21 protein-coding genes and 3 tRNA genes are annotated in these 26,254 nt (G+C 68.4%); 11 read left to right on the top strand and 13 right to left on the bottom strand.

What is annotated here, in order from left to right; all coding sequences use genetic code 11:
• The first annotated feature begins 7 nt into the window (after window positions 1–7).
• Window positions 8–679 carry a MerR family transcriptional regulator gene (locus L3Q65_RS38350; protein WP_237597862.1) on the top strand — a complete coding sequence of 224 codons (672 nt, stop codon included), beginning with the start codon at window positions 8–10 and terminating at the stop codon, window positions 677–679.
• On the opposite strand, the gene L3Q65_RS38345 is transcribed toward L3Q65_RS38350, so the two are convergent.
• Window positions 680–988 carry an NIPSNAP family protein gene (locus L3Q65_RS38345; RefSeq protein ID WP_237597861.1) on the bottom strand — a complete coding sequence of 103 codons (309 nt, stop codon included), beginning with the start codon at window positions 986–988 and terminating at the stop codon, window positions 680–682.
• Entirely contained in the window at window positions 985–2,106 is a 1,122-nt protein-coding gene (locus tag L3Q65_RS38340) for a 5-methyltetrahydropteroyltriglutamate--homocysteine S-methyltransferase (RefSeq protein ID WP_182893869.1), read from the bottom strand. The genes L3Q65_RS38345 and L3Q65_RS38340 overlap by 4 nt, the downstream gene beginning before the upstream one ends.
• A gap of 73 nt (window positions 2,107–2,179) precedes the next feature.
• Between L3Q65_RS38340 and L3Q65_RS38335 the strand changes: the two genes are divergently transcribed.
• The gene (locus tag L3Q65_RS38335) at window positions 2,180–3,520 is read left to right on the top strand and encodes a nucleobase:cation symporter-2 family protein (RefSeq protein WP_182893868.1); all 1,341 of its coding nucleotides are present in this window, start codon (window positions 2,180–2,182) and stop codon (window positions 3,518–3,520) included.
• A gap of 484 nt (window positions 3,521–4,004) precedes the next feature.
• Here the strand turns inward: L3Q65_RS38335 and L3Q65_RS38330 are convergent, their stop codons facing one another.
• Both L3Q65_RS38330 and L3Q65_RS38325 read right to left on the bottom strand, forming a co-directional pair.
• Window positions 4,005–5,939, bottom strand: a complete 1,935-nt coding sequence (locus L3Q65_RS38330) for an APC family permease (RefSeq protein WP_182893864.1) — start codon at window positions 5,937–5,939, stop codon at window positions 4,005–4,007.
• 50 nt (window positions 5,940–5,989) lie between these two features.
• A complete protein-coding gene (locus L3Q65_RS38325; RefSeq protein WP_182893863.1) occupies window positions 5,990–6,529 on the bottom strand; it encodes a hypothetical protein in 540 nt (179 codons plus the stop codon).
• Between the two features lie 250 nt (window positions 6,530–6,779).
• Here L3Q65_RS38325 and L3Q65_RS38320 point away from each other — a divergent pair, with 250 nt between their 5' ends.
• Together L3Q65_RS38320 and L3Q65_RS38315 are read left to right on the top strand one after the other, a co-directional pair.
• A complete protein-coding gene (locus L3Q65_RS38320) occupies window positions 6,780–7,622 on the top strand; it encodes a rhomboid-like protein (RefSeq protein WP_237597860.1) in 843 nt (280 codons plus the stop codon).
• Window positions 7,623–7,739: 117 nt separating this feature from the next.
• The gene (locus tag L3Q65_RS38315; RefSeq protein ID WP_182893861.1) at window positions 7,740–10,445 is read left to right on the top strand and encodes an EAL domain-containing protein; all 2,706 of its coding nucleotides are present in this window, start codon (window positions 7,740–7,742) and stop codon (window positions 10,443–10,445) included.
• Here the strand turns inward: L3Q65_RS38315 and L3Q65_RS38310 are convergent.
• Entirely contained in the window at window positions 10,439–11,239 is an 801-nt protein-coding gene (locus L3Q65_RS38310) for an arylamine N-acetyltransferase (RefSeq protein ID WP_182893860.1), read from the bottom strand. The two genes, L3Q65_RS38315 and L3Q65_RS38310, sit on opposite strands and share 7 nt — an antisense overlap.
• Window positions 11,240–11,394: 155 nt before the next feature.
• Here L3Q65_RS38310 and L3Q65_RS38305 point away from each other — a divergent pair, with 155 nt between their 5' ends.
• Entirely contained in the window at window positions 11,395–12,228 is an 834-nt protein-coding gene (locus tag L3Q65_RS38305; RefSeq protein ID WP_237597859.1) for a serine protease, read from the top strand.
• 75 nt (window positions 12,229–12,303) lie between these two features.
• On the opposite strand, the gene L3Q65_RS38300 is transcribed toward L3Q65_RS38305, so the two are convergent.
• From L3Q65_RS38300 to L3Q65_RS38280, 5 genes are all read right to left on the bottom strand, one after another.
• A complete protein-coding gene (locus tag L3Q65_RS38300; protein WP_237597858.1) occupies window positions 12,304–14,043 on the bottom strand; it encodes a glycoside hydrolase family 9 protein in 1,740 nt (579 codons plus the stop codon).
• Window positions 14,044–14,293: 250 nt separating this feature from the next.
• A tRNA-Phe gene (locus L3Q65_RS38295) sits at window positions 14,294–14,367 on the bottom strand.
• A gap of 31 nt (window positions 14,368–14,398) precedes the next feature.
• A tRNA-Asp gene (locus L3Q65_RS38290) sits at window positions 14,399–14,472 on the bottom strand.
• A 14-nt stretch (window positions 14,473–14,486) separates the two neighbouring features.
• Window positions 14,487–14,559 (bottom strand) — tRNA-Glu (locus L3Q65_RS38285).
• A gap of 381 nt (window positions 14,560–14,940) precedes the next feature.
• Complete coding sequence (locus L3Q65_RS38280; protein ID WP_037807458.1) at window positions 14,941–15,192, bottom strand: hypothetical protein; 252 nt, start codon at window positions 15,190–15,192, stop codon at window positions 14,941–14,943.
• A 451-nt stretch (window positions 15,193–15,643) separates the two neighbouring features.
• On the opposite strand from L3Q65_RS38280, the gene L3Q65_RS38275 reads away from it, so the two are divergent.
• The gene (locus L3Q65_RS38275; RefSeq protein ID WP_037807455.1) at window positions 15,644–16,063 is read left to right on the top strand and encodes a hypothetical protein; all 420 of its coding nucleotides are present in this window, start codon (window positions 15,644–15,646) and stop codon (window positions 16,061–16,063) included.
• 690 nt (window positions 16,064–16,753) lie between these two features.
• Here L3Q65_RS38275 and L3Q65_RS38270 read toward each other — a convergent pair.
• Window positions 16,754–16,957, bottom strand: a complete 204-nt coding sequence (locus tag L3Q65_RS38270) for a cold-shock protein (protein WP_003097368.1) — start codon at window positions 16,955–16,957, stop codon at window positions 16,754–16,756.
• Between the two features lie 458 nt (window positions 16,958–17,415).
• On the opposite strand from L3Q65_RS38270, the gene L3Q65_RS38265 reads away from it, so the two are divergent.
• The 4 genes from L3Q65_RS38265 (at window position 17,416) to L3Q65_RS38250 (ending at window position 20,154) form a co-directional block, all read left to right on the top strand.
• Window positions 17,416–18,624 carry an Ig-like domain-containing protein gene (locus L3Q65_RS38265; RefSeq protein WP_182893856.1) on the top strand — a complete coding sequence of 403 codons (1,209 nt, stop codon included), beginning with the start codon at window positions 17,416–17,418 and terminating at the stop codon, window positions 18,622–18,624.
• Between the two features lie 171 nt (window positions 18,625–18,795).
• The gene (locus L3Q65_RS38260; protein WP_182893855.1) at window positions 18,796–19,098 is read left to right on the top strand and encodes a hypothetical protein; all 303 of its coding nucleotides are present in this window, start codon (window positions 18,796–18,798) and stop codon (window positions 19,096–19,098) included.
• A 7-nt stretch (window positions 19,099–19,105) separates the two neighbouring features.
• On the top strand, window positions 19,106–19,651 hold the full coding sequence (locus tag L3Q65_RS38255) for a SigE family RNA polymerase sigma factor (RefSeq protein ID WP_037807444.1): 546 nt from the start codon (window positions 19,106–19,108) through the stop codon (window positions 19,649–19,651).
• 5 nt (window positions 19,652–19,656) lie between these two features.
• Entirely contained in the window at window positions 19,657–20,154 is a 498-nt protein-coding gene (locus L3Q65_RS38250) for a hypothetical protein (RefSeq protein WP_182893854.1), read from the top strand.
• A 351-nt stretch (window positions 20,155–20,505) separates the two neighbouring features.
• On the opposite strand, the gene L3Q65_RS38245 is transcribed toward L3Q65_RS38250, so the two are convergent.
• Window positions 20,506–21,864 (bottom strand): MFS transporter, encoded by a 1,359-nt coding sequence (locus L3Q65_RS38245; RefSeq protein WP_182893853.1) that lies wholly within the window; start codon window positions 21,862–21,864, stop codon window positions 20,506–20,508.
• A gap of 204 nt (window positions 21,865–22,068) precedes the next feature.
• On the opposite strand from L3Q65_RS38245, the gene L3Q65_RS38240 reads away from it, so the two are divergent.
• Window positions 22,069–22,647: a PaaI family thioesterase gene (locus tag L3Q65_RS38240; RefSeq protein ID WP_182893852.1), complete on the top strand. Its 579-nt coding sequence runs from the start codon at window positions 22,069–22,071 to the stop codon at window positions 22,645–22,647.
• Between the two features lie 452 nt (window positions 22,648–23,099).
• On the opposite strand, the gene L3Q65_RS38235 is transcribed toward L3Q65_RS38240, so the two are convergent.
• Entirely contained in the window at window positions 23,100–26,174 is a 3,075-nt protein-coding gene (locus tag L3Q65_RS38235) for a tetratricopeptide repeat protein (protein WP_370648145.1), read from the bottom strand.
• Window positions 26,175–26,254 lie beyond the last annotated feature (80 nt).

Here is a 26,254-nt window from a genome sequence, read left to right as displayed (position 1 = left end):
AGGTGACATGCGTCCGAAGGACCTAGCCCGCGAGCACGGCTTGTCGACCCAGGCCGTCCGCAACTACGAGGAGGACGGCATCCTCCCGCCCGCCGAACGCGGACCGCAGGGCTACCGGACGTACACCGAACACCACGCGCAAGCGTTGCGCGCCTTCCTCGCCCTGCGCCCCGGCTTCGGCCACGCCCGCGCGGCAGCGATCCTCCGCGCGGTCAACGAGCGTTCGGAAGACACCGCGTTCCAGCTGATCGACGAGGGGCACGCCGAACTGCTGCGCGACCGCGGCACCCTCACCGAGGTCGAGCACGCCCTGCGCAACCTGACCCAAGAACCGGACGTACGCCAGACCGTGCCGTCGATCGGCGCGCTCGCGCACCAGCTGTCCGTGCACCCCGCCACGCTGCGCAAATGGGAGGCCGCCGGGATCCTCCAGCCGGAGCGAGACCACGCCGGAAACCGCCGCTACCCGCCGGCCGTGGTCCGCGACGCCCGCCTCGCCCATCAACTGCGCCGCGGCGGCTATCCACTCGCCCGGATCGCCGCAGTGCTCGATCAAGTCCGGCACGCGGGCGGGGTCGCGCCGCTGGAAGAAGCTTTGCGCACCTGGCGTTCCCGGCTCACCGCCCGGGCGCACGCGATGCTGGACGGATCCGCCCAGCTGTCGCGCTACCTCGCGTGATCATTCCGGCAGCAGCGGCCGCATGAACGTCCGCCGGTACCGGATCACGCACCCGCTCTCGTCTCGGATCCGATCCGCCGCCACGAACTGCGGGTCCACTCCGAACAGGGTCCGGTACCGCTCGTAGGCGGCCAGGCTTTCGAAGCTGAACAACGCCCTCGCCTCGTCGCTGGCCCCTTCTGCGGGCAGGAAATACCCGTGGTGCACGCCGCCCTCGCGGCGCACCAGGCGCATCCATTCGGCGGCGAAGCGTTCGAAGTCCGCGATCTTCTCCGGGTCGATCACGTAGTCCACAACGCAGGTGATCACGAGCGGCCCCAGACCCGCTCCGCCGTCGACACGATCAGCTCCAGCTTCCGCAGCTGCTCAGTGGCGGTCAGGTCGTTTCCCTCCTCCGTGGACGAGAACCCGCATTGCGGCGACAAGCACAGCTGGTCCACGTCCACGTACCGCGACGCCTCCTCGATCCGCCGCACCAGCGCGTCCGGGTCTTCCAGCTCCGGCCGTTTGCTGGTCACGAGCCCGAGCACGACCCGCTTTCCCTTCGGCACGAACCGCAACGGCTCGAACCCGCCGGAGCGCTCGTCGTCGTACTCCAGGAAGAACCCGTCCACCGCCAGTTCGCCGAACAGCGCCTCGGCGACGAACTCGTAGCTCCCGGACGCCACCCACGAGGAGCGGAAATTGCCGCGGCACAGGTGCGTCGTCACGGTCAGGTCGTCCGGTTTCCCGGCGAGCGCGGCGTTGATCGTCGAGATGTTGCGCAGGTGCATGGTGTCCGGGTCGCTGCCCATGCGCGCGACGAGTTCGCGCTGCTTCGGGTCGTTGAGATACGCCAGGCTCGTGTCGTCCAGCTGCAGATACGTGCAGCCCAGCGCACTCATCGCGCGCAACTGCTCCGCGTACGCCGCGCTGAGGTCGGCGAAGAACTCGTCCAGTTCCGGGTACACGGTTTCGCTCACCGCCGCCCGGCCGCCGCGGTAATAGACCATGCTCGGCGACGGGATGGTCAGCTTCGGCGTGATGCCCGGGTCGGTGTGCGCCTTCAGGAACTCGAAGTGGTCGGCGAAGATCGGTTCGTCGAGGCGCACCTTGCCGTCGACCTGCAACCCCGGCGGGCTGAACTCCAGGTCACCGGCCAGATTGTGGAATTTCACGTGCAGCCGCTCGTCGCTGCGCGAGACGCCGCCGAGCGCGTAGATGAAGTCCATGTGCCACGAGGACCGGCGGAACTCGCCGTCGGTCGCCGATTCGAGCCCGGCCGCCTTCTGCATCTTCACGACGTCGCGGATCGCGTCGTCCTCGACGGCTCGCAGTTGTTCGGCGGAGATCTCCCCCGCCGCGTGGTCGCGCCGCGCTTCGCGCAGCACCGCCGGCCGCAGCAGGCTCCCTACATGATCGGCACGGAACGGAGGTCGTGCAGTCATGCTGGCATGGTCACACACAAACCGGCGGTATGTGCAGCGATAATCCGGCGGGACCACACAGAAGGAGCCGCTCATGACCAACGCCGCGCACCCGGTCGACCGGGGCCTTCCCGCCGGACGGCTGCTTCTGCTCGGACTGCAGCACATGGCGATCATGTACACCGGCTGTATCGCCGTGCCGCTGGTCATCGGCAGCGCGCTGCACCTGGACAACGCGTCGATCGCGCTGCTGGTGAACGCCGACCTGTTCGTCGCCGGACTGGCCACTTTGGTCCAGTCGGTCGGCATCGGGCGGCTGTTCGGCGTCCGGCTTCCGGTCGTCGCGGGCGCGACGTTCACCGTGGTCAACCCGATGATCCTGATCGCCGCGCAGTACGGGATCACCGCGGTGTACGGCGCGATGATCGCCTCCGGCGTGTTCGGGCTGCTGATCGCCCGGCCGTTCGCCGCGCTGATCCGGTTCTTCCCGCCGCTGGTGTCCGGGACGCTGCTGCTGGTCATCGGGATCTCGCTGCTCGGCCCCGGCACGGCGATGATCGGCGGCCACGACACCGGCGACCCGTCTTACGGCGATCCGGCGAACCTCGGACTGGCGTTCGGCGTGATCGCGCTGGTGGTGCTGTTCACCCGGGTGCTGCGCGGGTTCCTCGGCCAGATCGGCCCGCTGGTCGCGCTGATCGCCGGCGTCCTGATCGCGATTCCGCTCGGCCGCACGCACTTCTCCGGCGTCGGCGACGCGAGCTGGTTCGGGCTGGCCTCGCCATTCCACTTCGGAGCACCGACGTTCCCGGTCGCCGCCGTGGTGTCGATGTGCGTGGTGATGCTGGTGTCGTTCACCGAAACGACCGCTGACCTGATCGCGGTCGGCGAGATCACCGGCCGCCCGGTCACTCCTGCCGACCTCTCGCGCGGCCTGGCGACCGACGGGCTGTCCGCGATCTTCGGCGGATTCATGAACTCCTTCCCGGACACCGCGTTCGCGCAGAACGTCGGGCTGGTGCAGATGACCGGCGTGCGCAGCCGCTGGGTGGTCGCGACGACCGGCGGCATGCTCGTCGTGATGGGCCTGGTGCCGAAGATCGGCGCGTTCATCGCCGCGATCCCGGAACCGGTCGTCGGCGGCGTCGCGGTGGTGATGTTCGCGATGGTCGGGGTCGTCGGCGTGCAGACGCTCAAGAAGGTCGACTTCTCCGGCAACCACAACGCTTTCGTGGTCTCAGTCGCCCTCGGCGTCGGACTGCTCCCCGCGTTCGGCCTCGACCGGTTCGGCAACTCGGTGTTCTTCCAGCATTTCCCCGCCTGGCTGCGGACGATCTGCGGCAGCCCGATCACCGTCGCCGCGGTGCTGGCCTTCGTGCTGAACCTGCTGTTCAACCACCTTGGCCGGAAGCGGGAGGAAGACCTGCTGCCGTAAGCAGCCGATCCGCGAGCTTCACGCCGAGGCCCGGCTCGATCGGCCTGCTCAGCAGCACCGCACGACAGCAGCAGACATCGACCTGCTGGCCAACCGCCTAACCGCCCTAGCCGCACTCTGCCCGATTCCCTCAAGGGCCCCTTCACGGACCACGCCCGCCCGCAGCATCGCCAGGACGCACCCAATGCCGCATTGGTTGCGTCACACGCACCGAACGCCACATTGGGTGCGCCACATGCACCCAATGCCACATTGGGGCGCTAGCCCCACTCACCAAACCGCAGCCGCTGCACCCAACCATCGAGGCACCCAGCCCCTCCCCCGCACCCCGATACGAAGCCGCCCTGCGGTTCGGGGGTGCTTGTCAAGGCATCTTTCCCGCCTTGACAAGCACCCCCGAACCGTCAGCACACTCAACCTTCGGGGTGCCCCACGCAACCCAAGACGGCCGATGTCGCCGCCAGGCGACGAGCCGAAACCCCAATCACCCCACATGCACCAACGGCCGCAGATGCGGATCCGGCTCCGCCCGCCGCAACACCTCCCGGGTAACCGGCGGCACATCCCCATCCCCCGAAAACAAATACCGAACCAAAAACTTAAACGGATTCCCCTCAGTCCAAGCAAAGTAAATATGCGGCCGCATCCCAGTCTCATCCCGCAGATGCAACAACACCGCAGCAATAGCATTAGCGATAGACGGACTCTTCATCCGCAAAATCCGATACCCGGCCCGCTTCTCCCCATGCACCCGCAAGGTCGTCTCAAAATCGGACGCATCCGAAATAGTAACCTCAAGAAAGAACAACGCGCTGTCCCGAGGAATATGATTGTCCTCCCGGGCCTCCTGCTCCTTCTCCCGATACTCCTCCGCGTCCCGGGCATCCGGCTCATTGGCGATGATCCGAACCGCCCCGGACCGCACCGCCTTGTCCACGATCCGCTGGGCCGCCGCGTCGAACTCGACCTTCTCGACCCGCAGCTCCAACGACCGGGTAGCCCGGGAGATCAACGAGGTCACCACGATCGCCCCGATGAAGAACCCCGCGATCTTCACCCCCTCGGGCCGCTCCACGATGTTCGCGACTGTCGTGTACAAGAACACCAGCGTGATCACCAGATAAGCCCAGAACGCCCGTTGCTTGAGCCGTCGGGCAGACAAGGCGACCGCGACCGAGGCCGACGAGATCAGCACCAGCACACCAGTCGCATACGCTCCGCCTTGCGCCTCAACGTCAGCGTCAAAGATCAGCGTGATCACGAACGCGATGACCGAAACCACGATCACCAACGGCCGCGTAGCCCGAGCCCAATCCGGAGCCATCCCGTACCGCGGCAAATACCGAGGCACGATATTCAGCAACCCGGCCATCGCCGACGCCCCGGCAAACCACAGGATCGCGATCGTGCTGACGTCGTACACCGTGCCGAAGCCGTCGCCGAGATAGCTGTGCGCCAGGTAGGCCAGCGCACGCCCGCTGGCCTTGCCGCCAGCCTGGAACTCCTGCTGCGGAATCAACACCGCAGTAGCGAAACTCGACGTAATCAAGAACGCGCTCATGATCAGCGCCGCAGTAAGCAGCAACCGCCTTGTGTTCCGGATCCGTCCGACCGGATCCGCCTCCGTGTCCCCGCTGGCCCCGCGGACCAGCGGCATCACCGAAACCCCAGTCTCAAACCCGGACAACCCCAGCGCCAGCTTCGGAAACACCACCAACGCCACCCCCACCATCAACCAAGGGTTGGGATGCTCGCTGATCAACAGGTTCTGCCAGTCCACAATCAACTGCGGCGCCCCGAAAACATGTGCCAACGCGGTAACCACCACCACGACGTTCAGCGCGAGATAGACCCCGACGAGCACCACCGCGACTCCGATCGCCTCGGCGAACCCCTTGAGAAACACCGCCCCCAGCAACGCGATGAGCACCAACGTGATCCAGACCTGCCCGCCATGCAGCGCAGCCGGGACAAACGGATTCTCGATAACGTGCGCGGTCGCGTCGGCCGCGGACAGCGTGACCGTGATGACGAAGTCCGTGGCAGCGAATCCGAGCAACGCCAGCACCAGCAACTTGCCGCCCCACCGGGACAGCAACTTCTCCAGCATCGCGATCGATCCCTGGCCGTGCGGGCTTTCCCGCGCGACCCGGCGGTAAATCGGCAGCGCGCCGGCGAGCGTCAGCACCACCAGCACCACAGTGGCCAGCGGCGACAGCACTCCGGCCGCGAGCGCGGCGATGCCCGGCTGATATCCCAGGGTGGAGAAGTAGTCGACACCGGTGAGGCACATGACCTTCCACCACGGCTGTTCGGCCTTTTTGGTCTCCCGTTTGCCACCGGTCATCTGCTGGGCGCGCTTGTGCTCGCCTTCGAGAAGCCAGGCGCGCAGCTTTGTATTCGGCACGCGGCCGATCATGCCGAGTTCCGCCGGAGCGCGCGTGCCGCGCTCAGCGGGCGCTCAGGGTTCTAAAGGCAAATGATGTTCAGGACGCACGGCGGCTCGTGGCTGCTCGGCGACGACGGCTGGCTGGAGCTCGACGGCCCCGACGTGCTCGACGACGACGGTGCCGGTCCAGTCGGCCCGGTCGGGCCGGTGGTTTCCGGCTGCTCGCTCGACGACGGACGCGGCGGAGCGGAATCAGCCGGGTGTTCCGAGGTGCTGTGCTCGCCGAACGGATTGACGTTCGCCCGGCTGGAAGGCGCGTCCCCGACGCCGGCAGTGCCCTCTTCGGTCTCCTCGCCGGTGGGCGTCGGCGGGTTCGTCTCGTCGACGCCGCCTGCGCCGCCGGTGCGGTCCGGCATCTCGATCACGCGCATCTCGGTGATCCGAGCGGCCCCGTCGTTCGCCGTGGTCCCGTACGAGACGAGCATGGCCGCCGCGCCGCAGCCGACGATCACCGCGAGCATCACCGAAACCATGCGCCACCGGGACCGGGACGGCGGCGGAATCCGTCGTTCGTGTCCTTCGCGCACCAACAGCTCGGCGACCGAAACCTCGTCGTTCACCAGCGAGACCTTTCACCAGGAGTGGCCTATTCCTACCGGATGCGGCCACCGAACGGGTGACAAAGAGCGAAACCTTCTACCCAGAGTGCTCACTCTAGCGGGTGTGAATCACAGCGCATTCACAGCTGCGCTTAGCCAAAATCCCAGCATGCCCAGCCACTCTGGACGCATGTCGCTGCGCGAGCCGGACCCGGCGCCCCGCCCGGCACGCAGTGCTGCCACCACGGGAACCCCCCGGAAGTGGCGATCCTTGAGCTGGCTGCGCACCCCGGCTTCGGACCCGACGGCGCCGATCCTCGAACCGGCCGCGAGCACGGCCACGACCCAGGCAGGCGGAACCCCTTTGGCCGACGTCCTCGGCTCCCCGGCGGCAACGGCCGTGCTGACGGAGGACGACCTCGTCCAGCCGACGCCAAGGCCCGCCTTCCTGGCCGCCGTCCCCGTGAGCTGGCGGCCGAAGCGAGCCTGGCTGAACCTCGTCCCGAGCCCGCGGTCCACGCCGTTCACCTTCGGCTACCTCGTCCTGCTCCTCGGCACCTCGCTGCTCATCCGGTTCGGCAGTTCGAAGCTCACCGGCAAACTCCTCGCGGTCTCCAGCACCGACGCGCACAACATGGCGCGCCACCCCCTCACCGCACTCCTGACCAGCGCGTTCTGGATCGCTGACGGCGGCTGGCTGCCGTACGCGGTGATCTTCGCGATCGCCGTAGCCCCGTTCGAACGTCGATTCGGCGGGCTCCGGACGGCTCTGGTCTTCTTCAGCGGGCACGTGCTCGCCACGATCGCCACCGAACTGCCGGTCATGGCCCTGATCCACACCGACGTCCTGCCGCATTCCGCGGGCCGCTGGCTCGACATCGGCGTCAGCTACGGCTTCCTCACCACCGCCGGCGTGCTCGTCGCGCTGCTTCGCGGGAGGGCTCGGATCGCCGGGATCGTGGCCCTTGAGCTATTCGTTATCGGCGTCTACGTGACCGACGATCCGGCCAGTCTGGCCTCCGTCGTGACCGTCCTCGGACATGCCTGTGCGGCCCACTTCGGCCTGCTCGTGTGGGGTCCGCGACTGCGCAGCGTGCCCCGCATCGCCCGTTAGCACCCGCCGTCTGCGTCCGGACGAGTGACGCAAGCAGCTCCCCGTGCGGATATACACAGGCTTCACTCGGTGGTGTAATCGACGGGCCATACGCCGACAAGGGGGATCGGAAGCACCATGGAGGCTGACGCCCTGGCCGGTGAACCGGGTGGAATCACCCGGCGCGCCCAGCTCGCGGGCCTGCGGCCGGACGCGGGCGCGGGGGTCCTGTTCTCCCTGCATGCCTCCGAACCGGCGACCCTCACCTGGCTGCCCGGCCTCGACGCGGTGCTCGGCCTCCCCGGCGCGACCGGCAAGGAGCTGTGCGACCGGCTCACCGAGTTGCTCCGCCCGCTCACCGCGAACCTCCGCCGCACCCCGCCCGGCCGCGATTTCGAACTCGAACAGCCGCAGGACGGTCCCGACGGCACCCCGCGCCGCATCCGGCTGCGTGCCCGGACCGTCGGCGAACAGGACCACACGACCGGCCTGCTCGGCGTCGCCTCGGCGGTCGCGGAAACGGCGGAGGAGAAGTCCGACCTCGCGGAACTGTCCGACCGGTACCAGCTGCTGATGGAGCAGAGCCCGGACGCGATCTGCGTGTACTCGGGCGGCGTCGTCACCTACGCCAACCAGGCCGCGCTCGACCTGTTCGCGGCGCGGGCGGCGCACGAGGTCGTCAGCCGCGAGTTCGCGGACTTCGTGGCTGCCGAATCCACGCAGCTGCTCGAGGATCCCAGTGCGGAACCCCGCGAAGCGGTGCTGAAACGGTTGGACGGGAGCAAATTCGTGGCGGAAACCGTTTCGATGCGCACGAGCGACTCGAATCCGCCGTCGTACCAGGTGGTGATCCGCGACAGCACCGTCAAACACGCCGCCGCGGCTGCCGTCCGCGCGCAGGAAGCGCTGGTCACACACGTCAGCGACGCCATCGTCACGATCACCGCCGAGGGCATCGTCACCGGCTGGAACCCGGCCGCCGAGACCGTCTACGGCTGGCCGGCCCCGGAAGCGCTCGGCAGGCGAGTGCACGAGGTGCTCGGCATCGACCCGGAACCGGCGTCGATCCGCGACGGGATCGCCGAGCAAACCCACCGCGGCCGGGACGGCTCGCCGCGGCAGGTCCGGGTGTCCGCGACCGAGACCGTCGACGGCTTCCTCCTGGTCTGCACGGACGAAACCGCACGTCGTCGCGTCGAACAGCACTACGCGACGGTCGTCGCCGCGCTCGACGAGGGCGTGCTGGTGATCGGCCCGACCGGACTCATCCAGTCAGCGAACCCGTCCGCCTGCCGCATCCTCGGCGTCCCCGAAGCGGACCTGCTCGGCGTGCCGTGCACGACGCTCGTGCTGTTCGACGAGGACGGCAACCGGATCCCGGACGACGAGCTGCCGTCCATGCACACGCGCCGCACCGGGGTCACGCACAACGGACTGGTCGTGCGCCTGCGCCGCCCGGACGGCCGCGACGTGTGGGTGTCGCTGACCTCGCGGTTGCTCGATTCGGACGATCCGAAGGGCGTCTCGGTGGTCACGTCCTTCACCGACATCACCGAACGCCGCGCGATCAGCGCCCGGCTGGCCCACGAGGCGACGCACGACCCGCTGACCCGGCTCGCCAACCGCACCCTGGTCCTTGACCGGCTCGACCGCCGCGACAGCGCCGAGGCGGCCGCCGTGCTGTTCCTCGACCTGGACAAGTTCAAGCTGATCAACGATTCCCTCGGCCACCCGGTCGGCGACCAGGTCCTGCGCATCGCGGGCGAACGGCTGCGCCGGGCCACCGGCCCCGACGACGTCGTCGGCAGGCTGGGCGGCGACGAGTTCGTGGTCGTCACGTCCGCGACGACCGGTCCGGCGCAGGTCGGCGTGTTCGCCGCGCACCTGCGGTCGGTGCTGGCGGAACCGGTTTCGGTGCACGGCAGGCAGCTGCATCTGGACGCGAGCATGGGCATCGTGCTCGTGGAGCCGGGCGACCGCCGCAGCGCGGAGGATCTGTTGCGCGACGCGGATGTCGCGATGTACCAAGCGAAAGCCCGCGGCCGCGGCCGGTTCGAGTTCTTCGACGTCGCTCTGCGGAGGCGCATGCAGCGTCGGCTGCGGATGGAACAGGACCTTCGCGACGCTGTCCACAGTGGACAGCTATGGCCCGCTTACCAGCCGGTGGTCGACCTGCGCACCGGCGAAATGGTCGGCGTCGAGGCCTTGCTGCGCTGGACCCATCCGAAACACGGCGCGATCTCGCCCGCGGAATTCATCCCGCTGGCCGAGGAAAGCGAACTGATCAACGTGCTGGGCAAGTACGTCCTGCGCGACACCACGCGCGAACTGGCCGCCCTGCGCTCCGGCCGGGGCCTTGACCTCAGCCTGAAGGTCAACCTCTCGGTCCGGCAGCTGGACGACCCGCACCTGGTGCCCGCGGTCCGCGACGCACTGGCCACCACCGGCCTGCCGCCCGGTTCGCTGACGCTGGAAGTCACCGAAAGCGCCCTCATGCGCGATACGTCGGCGGCCGCGGAAGTGTTGTCCGCCTTGCGTTCCCTCGGCGTTTTGCTGGCCATCGACGACTTCGGCACTGGCTATTCTTCGCTGGCCCAGCTGCGTCGGCTGACGCTGGACACGCTCAAGATCGACCGGTCCTTCATCACCGGAATAGCAGACTCCCGCGACGCGGCCGCGATCGTCACGAGCATCATCGCGATGGCGCACGCGGTGGATCTGACGGTGGTGGCGGAAGGCGTCGAGACGGCGGAGGAACTGGCGCTGCTGCGGGAACTGGGCTGCGACCAGGCCCAGGGCTACCACCTGGGCCGGCCGCTGGCCGCCGCGGAGTTGTTTCAGTAGGTCTCGAGCAGTGCCGCCAATTCGTCTTCGGCAAGGAAAACGTCGAGGTCCTCGAGCGTCTTGCCGAGATCGACCGGTTCGATCGTGCGCGTCTCGACCGTGCCGTCCGGGTGGCTTTCCTGGTACTCGCGCCCGAGCAGCCTGCGGAACCGTCCCGGTTCGAGCCGCATCACCACGACCCGCCCGGTGAACGGGGACTTCGGGTGCGTGGACGTGTAGTGGTGGAACACCTGGTAGTCGATCGGGCGGCTGTGCACCAGCGGCAGCACCTCGTGCAGGTCGTCCCAGCCGTCGCCGTCCTGTTTCTGCAGCACCCACCAGCCGTCGCGCAGGGTCATCCGGTGGGTCCACCCGGCTTGGTCCACTTCGGCCCCGTCAATCAACGGCATCGGAGCCAGGATCCCGGCTCCGAAGCCGACGTCCACGAGAAACTGTTGCCCCTCAACGGTGATCACGAGCGTCATGTGCGTATACGGCCCGCTCTTCCGCGGCTGGACCCGCGCGACCGTGCGCTGGACCTGGTAACCCAACTGCTCCGCGACGGCCGCGAACAACCCGGCCTGCTCGTAGCAGTACCCGCCCCGCCGCCGCCCGACGAGCTTCTCGCTGACGACCTCCAGTTCGATCCCGCGATGCCGGCCGATCACCACGTCGACGTTCTCGAACGGGATCGCCTCGACGTGCGCCCGCGCCAACCGCTCCAGCGCCGCGACGGACGGTTCCTCCCGGCGCTGCCCTACGCGCGCTAGGTAGGCGTCGACGTCTGCTGCCTCGATGTTCCATTCCCCAGCCATGCGGCCAGTCTGCAACCTCTAGCTAGCTCTAGGTCAATAGTCACCCAGGGTCACAACGGTTGTGACTGGCACCACTCTCTGGTGTGATGTACCGGCGATGCCTACCAGTCAGTAGCACACGTCCGAGTGAGTGCTGGCTTTTCGAAGGGAGCCCGATGAAGACCCCTCGACCACTGGCCCGAGCCAGTGCGGTGACGGCACTGGCCACCGCCGCCGCGTTGCTGCCCGCGACTGCTTGGGCCGCGACCCCGAGCTGGGCCCCCGCGGACACCGCCGCCGTGCACCCCGGGGTGCAGACGCACACCAACGGTGCGCAATGCACCTCGAACTTCGTGTACAGCAACGGAACCGACGTCTTCCTCGGACAGGCCGCGCACTGCTCCGGCACCGGCGGTTCGACCGAAACGAACGGCTGCTCCGCCGGTTCGCTCCCGATCGGCACCCCAGTCGAGATCACCGGGGCGAGCAAGCCGGGAACGCTCGTCTACAACTCGTGGCTGACCATGCAATCCCGCCACGAAGCGGACGCGAACACCTGCCAGTACAACGACCTCGCCCTCGTGAAGGTCGACCCCGCGGACGTGTCGAAGGTCAACCCGAGCCTGCCGTTCTGGGGCGGGCCGACCGGAGTGAACACGACCGGCACGAAACAACTGGGCACCGTGCTCAGCTACGGCAATTCGGAGTTGCGCGGCGGAATCACCCAGTTGTCCCCCAAACAGGGCACCAGCCTGGGCGACACCGGCGGCGGCTGGAGCCACACGGTGCTCACGGTGACCCCCGGCATCCCCGGCGACTCCGGCAGCGGCTTCCTCGACCGCGACGGCAATGCGCTCGGAGTGCTGAGCACGCTGAACCTGCTGCCACAGCCGGGTACGAACGGGGTTGGGGATCTTTCGCGGGAGCTGGCGTACGCGAACGCGCACGGCGGGCTGGGGACTGTTCAGCTTGTCCCGGGGACTGCCAAGTTCCGGGGGCCGTTGATCTAGCTTCGACCTTGCGGTTACCGGCGTGCCCGGCACGATTCACCTCGTGCCGGGCACGATCCGGTTCAGTGGCCTAGTTCAATCCCCTGCCGCGACCGCGTACAGGTACCACGTCGAGTGGGGCAGCCACTGTTCATCCCATCGCCAGTCGTCGTCCTTGCCGGTGACCACGTAGCCGCGGTCCCAGGCGATTCCGCTGCCGTCCTCGTTCAAGCCGGTGATGCCGTTGACGATCCCGCCCGCTGTCGGCAGGAACTGCCACGAACCGAGCCAGCTGTACTGCGGGTTGGGGTGACCGCTGCCGTCCAGCATGCACACGCCGTACGGGTTGCTGCCGCAGATCCAGTTCAGCTGATCAGCCGCGTACGACCGCAGGCGCGCCGCGAACTCGCCGGAAAACCGCGGCGCGGCAAGGCGAGCGGCGGTCGCCAGCGAAGCGATCCGCGCGTTCTCTCCCTGCCACCACTGGTCTTTCACTCGCGGAGTGACGTTGTGCGGGAAGAAGAATGAGCTATACCTCTTACCCTCCCCATCTTGCACAAGATTCCGCGCATACCCAAACGGGTTAGACACCTCGGCGGTCACGGTGAGTTCGAACTCCAGCGACCGCCGCACCACCTTCAACACTTCGGAAACCGTTGCGGTGTCGGCAATATCAGCGTACGCGAGGAGACTGATCACCGGGAGGCCCGCGTCCGAGGGATGGAAGTACGGCCGGTCGCCGTCGTCGGCGCGCCAGTAATCTCGATAGGAATTCCAGGAAACCAAGCGCTGCAACAGATTGTGCGCCCGGCGATCCGCCGCTTCGCGGTACACCGGCTTCTTGGTCACCTGGTACAACTCGACCGCCGCCAGCAACGCACCGTAGTCGTCCTGGATGTTTTCCTTGCCGTCATTGGTCATCTCGACGTTGTGCTGCTCCAGGAATTCGAACGCGGCTTCGGCCGTCGCCAGATACTCCTCGTGCGCGTAGTCGCCCGACGCGTCCAACGTGGTCGCCGCGGCCAGCGCCGCGATCGCGACCCCGCCGCCTTCGCGGTAATTCACCTGGACGGGTTCGCCGTCGCTGTTCGCCAGGACGTACCGCAGCTTCGGATCCTTCGGCGGTCCGGGCTGGATCACCGAGGTGACGAAGGTGCCGCCGTCAAGTTTGACCCGGCGCAGGTAGTCGGCGCCGTACAGCGCTTCGTCGGCCAGCCAGGTCCGCAATTGGGTGAAGTTGCTGTCGCCGCGCGCGGTGAGCCGCTGGCACGCCTTGGCCAGCACCCAGGCGGTGAGCGGGATCTGGAGAGTGTTGAAGTAGCTGCGGTCCGACAGCTGCGTGAAGTGCTTGCCGAAGTCGCCGGTCGCGTCGTACCAGGCACCGTGCGCGTCCATGACCTGTGTGCCCTTGGGGCCGATCGGCGCTTGCCGATCCTGGCGATCGAACCGGTCCGAGCTGCGGGTGCCCTTGAAGTAGTGCACGACGTGGGAGAGCGTGTAGCGCTCAAGCACCAGCTGATCGACGCGAAACGGCTGCGACCGCCCGTCCGCGGCGAGCAGGACGTACTCGCCTTCGGTCTTCAGTGCGGAGAAGTCCGCGGTCCAGTAATGCCGGTCGTCCCACCCCGGAACCTGAGCCGCCGGTCGCGGGCTCCCGGTGAAGACGACCTTTCCGGTGGCGACGTCCGCGACGGTGAACCTCGGAATCGCTCGCGGGGACTCGGTCGCGAGCACCGCCCGCTTGGGCGCGCCGGGTGCGTAGCCGACGTTGTTCGCGTAAACCGCCACCCCGGACCGCACCTCGACGGCCTCGGCCTCAGCTCCGAACGGAGTCATCGCCCCCACTGCCCCGACCCCCACCGCCGCCGACCCGGCAAGAAAACTCCGACGTCCCAGATCTCCCGGCATCCTCGACCTCCAGTGGTCCAGACCTTTGAGATGTTATTGAGGCTAAGTAGCGATCCCGAGGTTTGGCAAGACTGCTTCCGAATGGCAGCGCCACCGTTCGACGGTGACCCGCCGGCGGATCGAGGCGACGAAAAAGCCCCCATCCGCTCGGATGGGGGCTGCTTCACCAAATTCGCTGTGGCCAGGGCCGGGGTCGAACCGGCGACCTTCCGCTTTTCAGGCGGACGCTCGTACCAACTGAGCTACCTGGCCGGGAACGCCGGCTAGGAGCCGAACGATCTTGCGACCCTGACGGGACTCGAACCCGCGACCTTCGCCGTGACAGGGCGACGCGCTAACCAACTGCGCCACAGGGCCTTACTGGTACTGCGTACTCCCAACGGGATTCGAACCCGCGTTGCCGCCTTGAAAGGGCGGAGTCCTAGGCCACTGAACGATGGGAGCCCGATCGGTTTCGGTGGACCGACCGACCGCGCTCTCAGGTGTTCCCCTGGGAGCGATTACAAGCATAGGGCACGTTCCAAGGGGTTTGCACGGGGGGTTCGTTAAGCGATCGACGAGCCTCCGACCTGCGGTAACGCCAGCGCCAGCGACCCAGCCACGCCGCTTCCCGCCGATCGGCCGCTTCGAACCGGAGCCGGACGATCGGTGTGCGCCACGCCACTCTACGCCGGGAGACGGGCACGCACGCCGGAACTCCGGGGCTTCCCGACCAGCGAGACACGAGTTCGGGCAGTTCTTCACCAGGCAAGCCCTCAGGCGCGCCGGCAGCCGAACCTCGGCAGGCCCGGACCCGCGGCAGCCCGCGAACCCAGCGCCAATGCCTCAGCGCTGCACAGGTGCCTGACCGTCGTCACCCGGACTCAGCCCGAGCATCTCCAGCAACTGCGCGCAGTCCTCCACGTCGAGCGCGCCGGCCGCGACGGCGAGGCGGGCTCGGCGGACCTGGTCGTCGGAGACCCGTTGCCCTTCCGACGACCCGCGCTGCGCCGGCACGCCGCCGGACAGTGACGTGCTACCCCCGTCGGCACCTTCGTACCGAAGGAGGAACTGACGAACTTCGACCGATCCGCTCATGGCCCCTCCATGCGGTTCGCAACAACTGGCCGCGAGGCTAACCAGCGGCGAGCAGCACCGGCAGCCCCCCGGAGAGTGAACCTGTGAACACTCTCCGAAGCTTCCCTGGTAACGCATTCCAAGATCGCGCAGAACGATTTCTCCCGGCTTCCCCTCGCCGATCCCCGGAACTCGTGCAACAATCGGTGTTGCTGACACACCCCCGGTCAGCGCCTGTGGAGATCCCCTCCGACCCCCGCGTTCCTCCCCCTGGCGCGGGGGTCTCTCCATTTCTGCACACCGGCGCTGACCTGCGGATCTACTCTCCGTACCACTGATCAACAGGCAGTCGCGAAATGCGTTTACCGACTGGGCTGAACAGGTGATCGAATTAGGCTTGCCGAGCACGGAAATGCGTGTGTCGTGGCTCACAGTGGTTTCTTTGCCGAGACCCAACCGTTATCGTGACCGCGTGCCTCTTCCCTCCCTCGGCCGCCTCAGCAGCCGCACGAATCTCAAAGCCGTCTCGAGCGGGCGGCATCGCAATGCCGCCAAAGCCGCCGGCGACGAAGTCGTCGAGGACAAGGAGCTCACCAGCTACCTCGCCGCGCTCGCCCCGGACTCCGACCCGGAGAGCACCGGAACCGGCAGCCGCTTCGGCGACGCGCAGGTCTACCAGCTGCGCATGAACCTCATCGCCAGCCAGCAGCTCAAGGACATCGCCGTCGCCAGGAACCTGACCCCGCAGGCACTGGCGCAGGAATGGATCCTGGAGCGCCTCTCGTGGGAGGGCCAGGCCGCCTCCGCCCAGGAGCGCCGCCACTCCGACGCGATGACCGACGAGTTCCACTTCCCGGCGGAGACGTTCGAACAGCCCCTCGTCGGACGCTGATCCCCGCCCCCCGAACGAAAACCCCCGGCTTCCCCCGACGGCCGGGGGTTTTCCCTTTTCCAGGGTCGCCGGACGACCGGGGTCCCGATGAGTGGGACGGTCCAGGATTCCGCTGCCGCCGGGCGCGAAACGGACGGCTCGGCGGATAGTCGCGGCCCGCGCGCAGCGGGCGGCGAGACGAGGCCGGGAGTCAGCAGTGGCACGACCGTCACTGCCGCGAGGCAGCAAGGCGACGTACGCGGCGGCATCGGGCAGGTGCGACGCAGCACAGCGCAGGCGGGTCGTGAGTGGCGATCGCGGCAAGAACCGTGATCGCCGCGCACGAGGCTCCGGCTCACCCGCCACAGCAGCCGACGCCACTCGATCGGGTCGAACCACGCGCGCCCACCCACAGTCGAGCAACCATCCGATCCGGCGTCGCCCGTACGTGCCGGAGCCATCGGCGAAAACCCGCCGAAACCGGCCCGCAACCGCGACCCGGAGCCGGGCAGTCCCAACCACCCCGTCCGGCCCCGGTCAAGCCGCGGCGCAGCCCGCCCCGGCCCCTGCCGGACCCAACCCGCCCGGATCAACCCGCGGTAACCGTCGCTCCAAACATTCCCCACAACGGAACCCGCAATGAAAAAAGGCCCCGACGGGAAATCCCGTCGGGGCCCTTCTTTCAGGCCTGAGAAAACGCGCGGGCCTGACTCAGATCGCGCGGACCTTCTGGGCCTGCGGGCCCTTCTGCCCCTGGCCGACCTCGAACTCCACTCGCTGGTTCTCCTCGAGGGTGCGGAAGCCGCGTCCCTCGATCTCCGAGTAGTGCACGAAAACGTCGCCTTCGCCGCCGTCCTGCGCGATGAAGCCGAAGCCCTTCTCCGCGTTGAACCACTTCACAGTGCCTTGCGCCACCGCTGTACTCCTCGTAACAGATCCGCTTCGAATGCCACCGAAGCGGCACCCAGGCCGTCCCGGGCGGTTCCAACGAGACGAGCGAAGAGCTTTTCGGCCCCACGGCTCGCGTCAGAAGTTCCGCGAGTGTGAAGCCACGAACACGCAAAACGACGGCCTGGTCAGCAGCCTACCGGGATCTCACCAAATCTGAACCCCGTTGATCGCAAGGATCGGTTCCGACGTGCGCGCATCACCGGAACGTCGTATCGCCGCCTACGCACCGCTGTCGGGCCCCGCGGCTACTCTGATCCAGTACACCCAGCGCACTTCGGGGATACACAGTGCGCGGTCGGTCGAGCCGGTTCCGTAATGGTCACTCGGTGCAGTGTGATGCTGGTCACCCCGTTTCCGGTGAACGTGAAGCCGTCTCGGGACGTCTGGGTGTTCGGGGTACCAAGGGGAGATTGGGGATCGGTGTGACAATCCGACACTTCGCACGCCGCCGGGCCGGCGTCGCGGTGCTGGGCTTGATCGCCGCGCTGACGCTCGGGGCGTGCAGCAGCGGCGGTTCGAGCGTGAACGCGGGCGGGACCGCGGGCGGCGGGCCTACCGAGGCGCCTGCCACGCCGGTGAAACCGGCGGCCGTGGCGCTCACGCCCGCTTCCGGCGCGGGCGACGTCGCGCCGGGCGAACCGGCGAAGGTGACCGTCGCGAACGGCACCATCGGAGCCGTCACGCTCACGAACGCCGACGGCAAACAGGTGCAGGGACAGCAGTCCCCGGACAAGAAGAGCTGGAGCAGCACCGAAGACCTCGGCTACGGCAAGACCTACACCTGGTCCGGGCAGGCCACCGGCGAGGACGGCAAGCAGGTCCAGATCGCCGGCTCGTTCACCACGGTCAAACCGCGCCGCCAGATGCAGGGCAGTCTGAACGTCGGCGACGGCCAGACCTACGGCATCGCGATGCCGATCGCGCTCACGTTCCCGAGCGCGGTCAAGGACAAGGCATCCGTCGAGCGCGCGCTGTCGGTGGAGACCACGCCGAAGACCGAGGGCGCGTGGGCGTGGCTCAACGGCGACACTTCGGTGCACTGGCGGCCGAAGGAGTACTTCAAGCCGAACACGAAGGTCGTCGTCTCGGCCAACATCTACGGCGTTTCGATGGGCGACGGCGTCTACGGCAAGCAGGACGTCTCCGCGAGCTTCACCATCGGCCGCTCGCAGATCGTCAAGGGCAACACCCAGGAACACACCATGCAGGTCATCCGCGACGGACAGCAGGTCATGGACTTCCCGGTGAGCTACGGCCTCGATTCCGACCCTGGCCGCGTCACGCACAGCGGCACGCACGTGGTCATGTCGAAGCACTCGACGTACTCGATGAGCAACCCGCGCTACAACTACACCGACGTGAACGTGCCGTGGGCGGTCCGGATCTCCAACAACGGCGAGTTCATCCACGGTCTCGCGGGGTCGATCTGGGCGCAGGGCAAGAAGAACATCTCGCACGGCTGCCTCAACCTGTCGCCGGCGAACGCGAAGATCTACTTCGACAGCGTCCTTCCCGGCGACCCGGTGGAGATCTCCGGCAGCACCCAGCAGCTGGGCGCGAAGGACGGCGACTACAGCGACTGGACCTACGACTGGGCGTCGTGGACCAAACTGTCGGCGCTCGCCGCCTGACCGCGAACCGAACAAGCGCCAACCGGACGGCCGGGAGCTCTCGAACGCTCCCGGCCGTTCGCCTGTCCCGGCGGGAAAAAGAAAAAACCCGATGCAACCCCGGCGAACTCCGACCGCATGACTAGAGCAGAGAAGCGCCACCCGGCGCTCGCCTGAACCAGGAGGAAACTCGTGCGTGTTCGCTTCGCTCTCGCCATCGGTTCGCTGCTGCTCGCCGGAGGCGCGCTGACCGGCGGCGCGGTCGCTTTCGCCGCGGACGCACCGCCGGCGGCGCAGCCGGCCCCGACGCAGACCGCCCCGGCCGAGCGGCCCACCGCCGCGCCCGCCCCGGCGCCCACTGACCGGCAGACCACCGCCGCCCCGGCCGCGCCGAAGGTCGCCGCGCCGGGTCAGCCCGCGAAGTCCAAGCGCGTCCCGACCGCCGTGCCCGCCGGCCCGACCGGCGACCTGCACCTGCCCTCGGTCTGGGGCTGATCGCCCGGTGCCCTCCCGCTCCCGTCCGGCGTCCGGGCAGAGCTCGCCGTGGGACGGCGAGTTCGCCCGGTACTTCGGCGAGCGCGCGCACAGCCTGCGGTCCACGGCCTACCTGCTTTGCGGGGACTGGCACCGGGCCGAGGATCTCGCACAGGCGGCGCTGCTCAAGCTGTACCTCGCCTGGCCGCGGCTGGCCCGGCACGACGCGCTCGACGCCTACGCGCGCAAAATCGTGCTGCGCACTTTCCTCGCGGAGAACCGCCGCAGCCGCTGGAAACGGGAGCGGCTCACCGACGCACCACCCGACGTCCCGGCTCCTGCCGCCGAGACTGAGCACGACCAGCTGATCCAGCAGGCACTCGCCGCGTTGGCCCCGCGCCAGCGCGCGGTGCTGGTGCTGCGGTACTTCGAGGACCTGTCCGTCGAGGAGACCGCCGCGGCGCTCGGCTGCCGGACCGGCACGGTGAAAAGCCAGGCCGCGCGCGGGCTGGCCACCCTGCGGACCCGGCTGGGCCCGCATTTCGAGGCACTGCCCGTTCCTGGAGGGAGGTGAACGAGATGGTCTCCGAAGACGACGAGAACACTGAGGCCGTGCGCGCCTTGTTCGCGCAGGCGCCGGACGGCCCGCCCATGCGGGTCGACGCCGCCGACGTGATCGTCCGCGGTGCCGCCATCCGCCGGAAGCGCAAGCGCTGGGCGGTCGCGGGAAGCTCGGCCGCGACAATCGCGGTGCTCGTGGCGGCCGGTCTCGCGGTGGGCAGCCGCGCGACCGAGCAGCCGCCGGTCATGCCCGCCGGGCCGGGGCTCGCCACCGTCTCGCCCGCCCCGTCCAGTCCGGCCGGGCCGATGAAGACTCCGGCGGATCCGGCACCCGGCCCGGCGGTGAGCCCGGGCTCGCCGGACAAGCAACCGCCGACGGAGCCGGCTGCTCAGCGGACGGGAACGGCGCGGCCCGCGCAACCGCCGCGGGCGCATCCGACCACCAGCGAACGGGCGCCCGCATCCATGCGTTCACCTGCGGGAACCGCGTCGTTACCCAGCCCGACCTCCGGCTGAAACGCATTCGCGGCAAGAGTGGCCGACGTCACCAGATCAAGTGGGTTTTCGACGAAATATCCCAGGCTTCCGGGGCGATGTTCTCAGTGGCGGCCGGAGCGGCCGTCGAACCAGTCGCTCAGCCGGCACAGGATTGGCCGGCCCGACAACCTGAGGAGGAAGCACCATGGTGCTCGTTGCACTGATGATCGAAACCGTTGTTGCCGTCGTGGTCGCCGGTGGCCTGGCAGCTTGGGCCCGCAAGCGCTTCGCTCCGCAGGCGGTCGAGGCGACGCAGAACAGCTGACTTTAAACGAAAACCGCCCTCTGTCCTTAATGGACGGAGGGCGGTTTTCTTGTGAGTTCAGACGCTCACTTGCTGGCGCCGGCGAGCTTGCCGCCGGTGTCCGCGGTGTCGATCTCCTCGATCGGCACCCGTGCCGTTTCCGGGATCTTGATGATCGGGACCAGCGCGATGAGGGCCGCGATGATCAAGTAGTACGCCGGCCAGTCCGCGTTGCCGGTGCTGCCGATCAACGCCGTGACGATCACGCCGCAGGTGCCGCCGAACAGCGACGTCGAGATGTTGTAGCCGATCGCGAACGAGCCGTACCGCACGCGCGTCGGGAACATCGCCGGGAACGTCGAGCCGATCACCGCCAGCATCAGCGCCAGCAGGATCGCCACGACCAGGAAACCGACGATCAGCCACAGCAGGCTGCCGCTCTGCATCAGCTTGATGCTGGGCCAGCTCAGCACGATGAATCCGATGGCCGCGGTGAGCAGCAAGGGTTTCCGGCCGATCCGGTCCGACAGCGCGCCCAGCGGGATCAGCAGCGCGAACTGCACGATTTCCACCCCGATGATGATCAGGCTGGACTCGGTGTCGCCGATGTGCAGAGTGTCGGTGAAATACGTCGGCATCGTCGTGAGCAGCATGTAGTCGGCGATGTTCAGCAGCAGCACGATCCCGATCAGGTTCAGGATCATCCGCCAGTTGCGCTGGATGGTCTCCTTGAGCGGAGCCTTCTCCGACTTTTCGCCCGCCGCCTCGAGCCTGCGGAACTCCGGCGTGTCCTCGAGCTTCGACCGCAGGTACAGCCCGATCGCACCGATCGGAAGCGCGATGAAGAACGGAATCCGCCAGCCCCACGAGTCGAACTGCTCGGTCGAGAGCGACAGGTAAGTGATCAGCACGACCGAGTTGCCGAGCACGTAGCCGGCCAGCGTGCCCATCTCCAGGAACGAACCGAAGAAACCGCGCCGTTTCGTCGGCGCGTATTCCGCGATGAACGTCGCCGCACCGCCGTACTCGCCACCGGTGGAGAAGCCCTGAATGAGGCGCAGCAGCAAGATCGCGATCGGCGCCGCGATGCCCATGCTGTAGCCGCCTGAGTACGTCGGCAGCACGCCGACCAGGAAGGTGCAGCCGGACATCAGCAGAATGGTGAGCGCGAGAACCTTCTGCCTGCCGAGCTTGTCCCCCAACGGGCCGAAGAACGCTCCGCCGAACGGTCGTACGATGAAGCCGACTGCCAGCAGGGCAAGCGATTTCAGCACCGCGTTGCCCTCGCCGGGGAAGAACAGTGTCCCGATACTCGTCGCGATCGCGCCCGAGGTGAATACGCCGTAGTCGTACCACTCGGTCGCATTACCCATCGCGGACGCGATCACCGCGCGTTTGACTGTTCTCTGATCGACCTCGGGTTTCCCCGTCTTTGGCTCACTCATCCCGGCGGTGACCTCCTCCTGCACACGTCCCGGTCCATCCGTTGGAGCACATTTCCCCAGTCTTGACCCGTTGAACCAAGCTGGCAGGGTGAGTCGCGAAATTTCTACCGTGCGGAATTTTCCGACTACCCTGCGCTCAGGAAATGCGGCCGCGCCGGTCAGGGCGGGTGCCGGCGGGTCCTTCCGCCGGGTTAACGTCGTCCCATGAGTCCTGTTTCCGGCCCGTGGCCGCCGGTGCCGGTGGAGCCGCCGGAGATCCACCCGAAGGCCCCCGCCCCCGGCACCGAACTAGGCGCCCACTTCGCCGAATGCTTCGGCTGCGGCGACGAGGTGGACGACGGCCTGCACCTGCGCTCAGCCATCGGCGAGGGCTACACGGTGCACTCGAAGTTCACCGTGACCGCCGCACACCAGGGCGCCCCCGGACTCGCCCACGGCGGCCTGCTGGCCTGCGCCTTCGACGAGGCACTCGGCTCGACGGTCGGCAACCTGCTGCACCGCCCCGCGGTGACGGGCAAGCTGGAGACAGACTTCCGCCGCCCGGTGCCGGTCGGCTCGACGCTGTACATCGAGGCCCGCCTGGACGGAGTCGCCGGCCGGAAGATCTACGTGAGCGCGGACGGCCATCTGGACGCCGCGGACGGGCCCGTGGCGGTCAATGCCCGCGCGGTGTTCATCGCAGTGGGCTTCGAGCACTTCAGCACCCACGGCGACCCGCAGGCGCTGGAGAAGCTCGCCGAACAGCACCGGCGCAACAAGCGCGAGTGGGACATCAACCCCTGACCCCTCGGCCGATCGGGCAGCCTAGAGCGCGTGAGGGCCACCCGGACAGCCGCAGATTCCCTTCACGCCCCGCCACCGACCGCGCGAGCCCCCTTCACGGGCGTGGATTCCCCAAGGGAGCCCTTCACGCCCCGCCCGCCCGGCACCCGCCGAGATGCGCCCCAATGTGGCATTGGGTGCGTCCCACGCACCGAACGCCACATTGGGTGCGTCACATGCACCCAATGCCACATTGGGGCGCAAGCCCCACCACCAAACCGCAGCCGCTGCACCCAGACCAGCGAGGCACCCAGCCCTCCCCCAACCCCGATACGAAGCCGCCCTGCGGTTCGGGGGTGCTTGTCAAGGCATCTTTCCCGCCTTGACAAGCACCCCCGAACCGTCAGCACAATGGGCCAACGGGGTGCCCCACGCAACCAAGGGCCCGATGTCGCCACCAGGCGACGAGCCGCTCAGGTAAGCGTCCGAGGTCGAATAGCGTTCGCCCGATCCACCAACGCAATCCGGTCACTAGCGTTATCCGTCAACCGAGCCAACGACCGATAACACCGCTCCAGACCAAACCGGACGTCCCGCTCCTCCAGCTCACACCCCAGCACCTTCGCCGAAGTGACCGGCTTAGCCTGCCCAGGCACCTTCAGCCAGTCGTAGGCCGCCTCCAGGACCTCCGCACTGAGGCGCGTCTGCCGCTCCGCGTCCAGGTTGAGCCGCTGCAACCGCCCAGACGCATCAACCAGATCGCCCTCGGTAACAGTCGGGTGGTCACCGGTGCCGTTGCCCTGCGCGCGAGTCTTGATCTTGATCGCGGCGACCTGCGCGTCCACGTAGTGCGTCGAAGTGGCCGGCACCCCTTCGAGCACCTCAACCGCACTCTCCCGCGCGCCCTGCGCCAGATACACCCGAGCAAGCCCGAACGCCGCACTCACGTAAGTCCGGTCCGTCCGCCAAACCAGCTCGTAGAACCGAGCAGCACCGAAGTAGTCCCCGACGCCCTCGGCACTGACCGCCAACGCCAGCTTCGGCGCGATCTCGCCGGGCAGATCGTCGTAAACCGCGTCGAACGCCACATGCGCCACCCGCGGCCGGCCACCGGCCAGCTCGATCAACCCGCGATACCAGTCAATCCGCCAGTCATGCGGAAACCCGTGGCGGATCGCCAAGTACTGCGCCGCCTGCAGCTGCCGCTGCGCCTCCACGAACTCGCCCAGCTCGATCCGGGCACGCACAATCCGCAGCCGCACCTCGATCGACTCACGCGGGGCGGTAGCCAGCGCCTCGATCGCCTCATGCGGATCAAGCGCAGTCGTCGTAGCGAGCACACCGGCAGCCGGGTCGTCCGTGTCGACCTGCGGAATCGGCAGCCCGGCAACCACCTCGGCAGCATCCGGCAGCGGCACCCGCTCGCCCTGCTCCGGCACCACCAGATGGACACCGAAAGTCCGGCTCTCCGGCCCGAACACCGTCGACGCGGCGGGCCGCGGCTGCCCAGTCCCCAGCGCCATGATCTCGCGCAGGACCCCGGTCAGCTGGTCCGCCATGTCGTCGGCAGCGATGAATCGCCGATCCGGATCAGCGTGCGTGGCCCGCTTCAGGAACCGGTAATACGACCCGAAAAGCGCGAACAACGGCACCGCGTCCGGACCGGGCAGCGTGTTCTTGAACTCGCGGGTGTAGCCGGCGAACTCGAAGCTCAGCACGGCCAGCGTCCGACCGACGGTGTACAGGTCCGAGGACACCGACGCGCCCTGCGACGCCAGCTCGGGCGCGCTGTAGCCGGTGGTGAAGAACAGCGGGCTCTCGTAGTCGTCGATCCGGCGCACCGCGCCGAGGTCGATCAGCTTGAGCTGCTCGCGGGTCTGGATGACGTTGTCCGGCTTGAGGTCGCAGTAGAGCAGGCCCTGGCCGTGCAGGTAGCCGAGCGCGGGCAGGATCTCCAGGCCGTACGCGATGACCTGGCCGATCGGCAGCGGCTCCGGCCGGTTGCTTTCCCGGTGGTGCTGCAGCGCGAGCTGGCGCAGCGATTGGCCGCCGACGTACTCCATGACGATGTAGCCGACGGTGTTGCCGGTCTGCGCGTCCGGATGCTGCACGAAGTTGTGGATCTTGACGATGTTCGGGTGCTCGACCTCGGCGAGGAACCGCTGCTCGTTCGCCGCGGCGGCCATCGCGGTGGAGTCGCCGGTGTCGATCAGGCCCTTCAGCACGACCCAGCGGTCGGACACGTTGTGGTCCTTGGCCAGGTAGATCCAGCCGAGACCGCCGTAGGCGAGCGCGCCGAGCACCTCGTACTGGCCGCCGACGACCTCGTGCGCCTTCAGCTTCGCGACGAACGAGAACGGCGTGCCGCACTTCTCGCAGGTGCCCTCGGGCTCACCCGGCTGGCCGTCCTTGCCGCGGCCGACCTTCGCGCTGCAGTTGCCGCAGAACCGCTTGTCCTCGGCCACGACCGGGTTCGCCAGCACCGCGGTCGACGGATCGCGGTACGGCACCGGCGGCACGTCGATGAGCCCCGCGCCGAGCCGTCCGCGCCGGGAGCGGCGGGTGCCGCGCGAGCCGGTGCGCCGGGAGGTGCCGGGGAACGAACCCGTGCCGGTGCCGGTACCGGTGCCTTGCGAGCCCTGCGAACCGTGGGTGCCGGTGCCGTGGCCCTCACTGCCTCCGGAGGGCAGGACGCTGTCCGTGCCGTGGTCGGGCAGCGGGCCGCCGTCGGCGGGGGCCACCCGCGGGGTCGGCGGCATGATGCTCTGGGTGTGCGGCGTCGGGCTGGCCAGCACGCTGGTCGGCATCGGCGCGGCCGGGTCGACCGGGGCGACCGGCTGGTTCGACTGCGGCAGGATCACCGGCGCGAGGTCGCCCGGCGGACGCGTGGGGGCGTCGCCGCCGTCAGCCGGGGGCTTGCCCTGTGCGGCGGCGCCCATCGGGATCGGACCGGAGTTCGGACCGGTGGCACGGTTCTCCGGCGGACGCGACGGGCGGTTCCCCTGCGCCTGCTGCGGACGGTTCGGCGGGACCGGCCGCTGTCCGGTGCGCGATTGCGGCGGATGCGGCTGGCCCTGCGACGGCGGCGCGGGCTGCGCCGGGTACGGCTGGCCTTGCGCCGGCGGCTGGCCCGGTGGCTGTCCCTGCGGACGGCCTTGCGGCGGCATCGGCTGGCCGCCGCGCGGAGCAGGACGGCCCTGCGTCCTCGGCTGCTGCCCAGCCTGCCCCGGCTGCGCGGGCTGGCCTGACGGTGCGGACTGCCCGGGCTGCGCGGCCTGGCCTGGCTGACCGCCCCGCTGCGCCTGCCCGGACTGAGCACCCTGCGGGCGCTGCACCGGAGCGTTGATCAACGTCTCGGCGTCCGGATCGGCCTGCGGGTTCAGCCGCCCGGACACCGATGGTTCCGGGGTGTCCCAGCGCACTGGCGGCGGCGGGGTCCACGAAGCGTCGGCCGCCTCGCCCCGCCCGGACGGCTGGTCCGCGGCCTTCGCCTCGTCGCCGTCCCCCTCCGGTGCTGCGTGCCGAGGACGGCGCGCCTCCTCCGACACAACTACCTCCCGAGCTCCCCGCGGCAAACCTGCCGCTCAAAAAGTACAACTCGCGCCGCGCTGGCGCCGCGAGACCGGCC

This window comes from Amycolatopsis sp. FU40 (assembly GCF_021903635.1).
GTDB lineage: Bacteria > Actinomycetota > Actinomycetes > Mycobacteriales > Pseudonocardiaceae > Amycolatopsis > Amycolatopsis dendrobii.
This window is presented reverse-complemented; position numbering and strand designations above follow the sequence as displayed.

Excerpts from the sequence above, each read along its gene's own strand:
- L3Q65_RS38350 (WP_237597862.1), top strand. The coding sequence starts at position 8 with ATGCGTCCGAAGGACCTAGCCCGCGAGCACGGCTTGTCGACCCAGGCC.
- L3Q65_RS38340 (WP_182893869.1), bottom strand. The coding sequence starts at position 2,106 with ATGACTGCACGACCTCCGTTCCGTGCCGATCATGTAGGGAGCCTGCTG.
- L3Q65_RS38335 (WP_182893868.1), top strand. The coding sequence starts at position 2,180 with ATGACCAACGCCGCGCACCCGGTCGACCGGGGCCTTCCCGCCGGACGG.
- L3Q65_RS38330 (WP_182893864.1), bottom strand. The coding sequence starts at position 5,939 with ATGATCGGCCGCGTGCCGAATACAAAGCTGCGCGCCTGGCTTCTCGAA.
- L3Q65_RS38315 (WP_182893861.1), top strand. The coding sequence starts at position 7,740 with ATGGAGGCTGACGCCCTGGCCGGTGAACCGGGTGGAATCACCCGGCGC.
- L3Q65_RS38310 (WP_182893860.1), bottom strand. The coding sequence starts at position 11,239 with ATGGCTGGGGAATGGAACATCGAGGCAGCAGACGTCGACGCCTACCTA.
- L3Q65_RS38305 (WP_237597859.1), top strand. The coding sequence starts at position 11,395 with ATGAAGACCCCTCGACCACTGGCCCGAGCCAGTGCGGTGACGGCACTG.
- L3Q65_RS38300 (WP_237597858.1), bottom strand. The coding sequence starts at position 14,043 with ATGACTCCGTTCGGAGCTGAGGCCGAGGCCGTCGAGGTGCGGTCCGGG.
- L3Q65_RS38280 (WP_037807458.1), bottom strand. The coding sequence starts at position 15,192 with ATGAGCGGATCGGTCGAAGTTCGTCAGTTCCTCCTTCGGTACGAAGGT.
- L3Q65_RS38250 (WP_182893854.1), top strand. The coding sequence starts at position 19,657 with ATGGTCTCCGAAGACGACGAGAACACTGAGGCCGTGCGCGCCTTGTTC.
- L3Q65_RS38245 (WP_182893853.1), bottom strand. The coding sequence starts at position 21,864 with ATGAGTGAGCCAAAGACGGGGAAACCCGAGGTCGATCAGAGAACAGTC.
- L3Q65_RS38240 (WP_182893852.1), top strand. The coding sequence starts at position 22,069 with ATGAGTCCTGTTTCCGGCCCGTGGCCGCCGGTGCCGGTGGAGCCGCCG.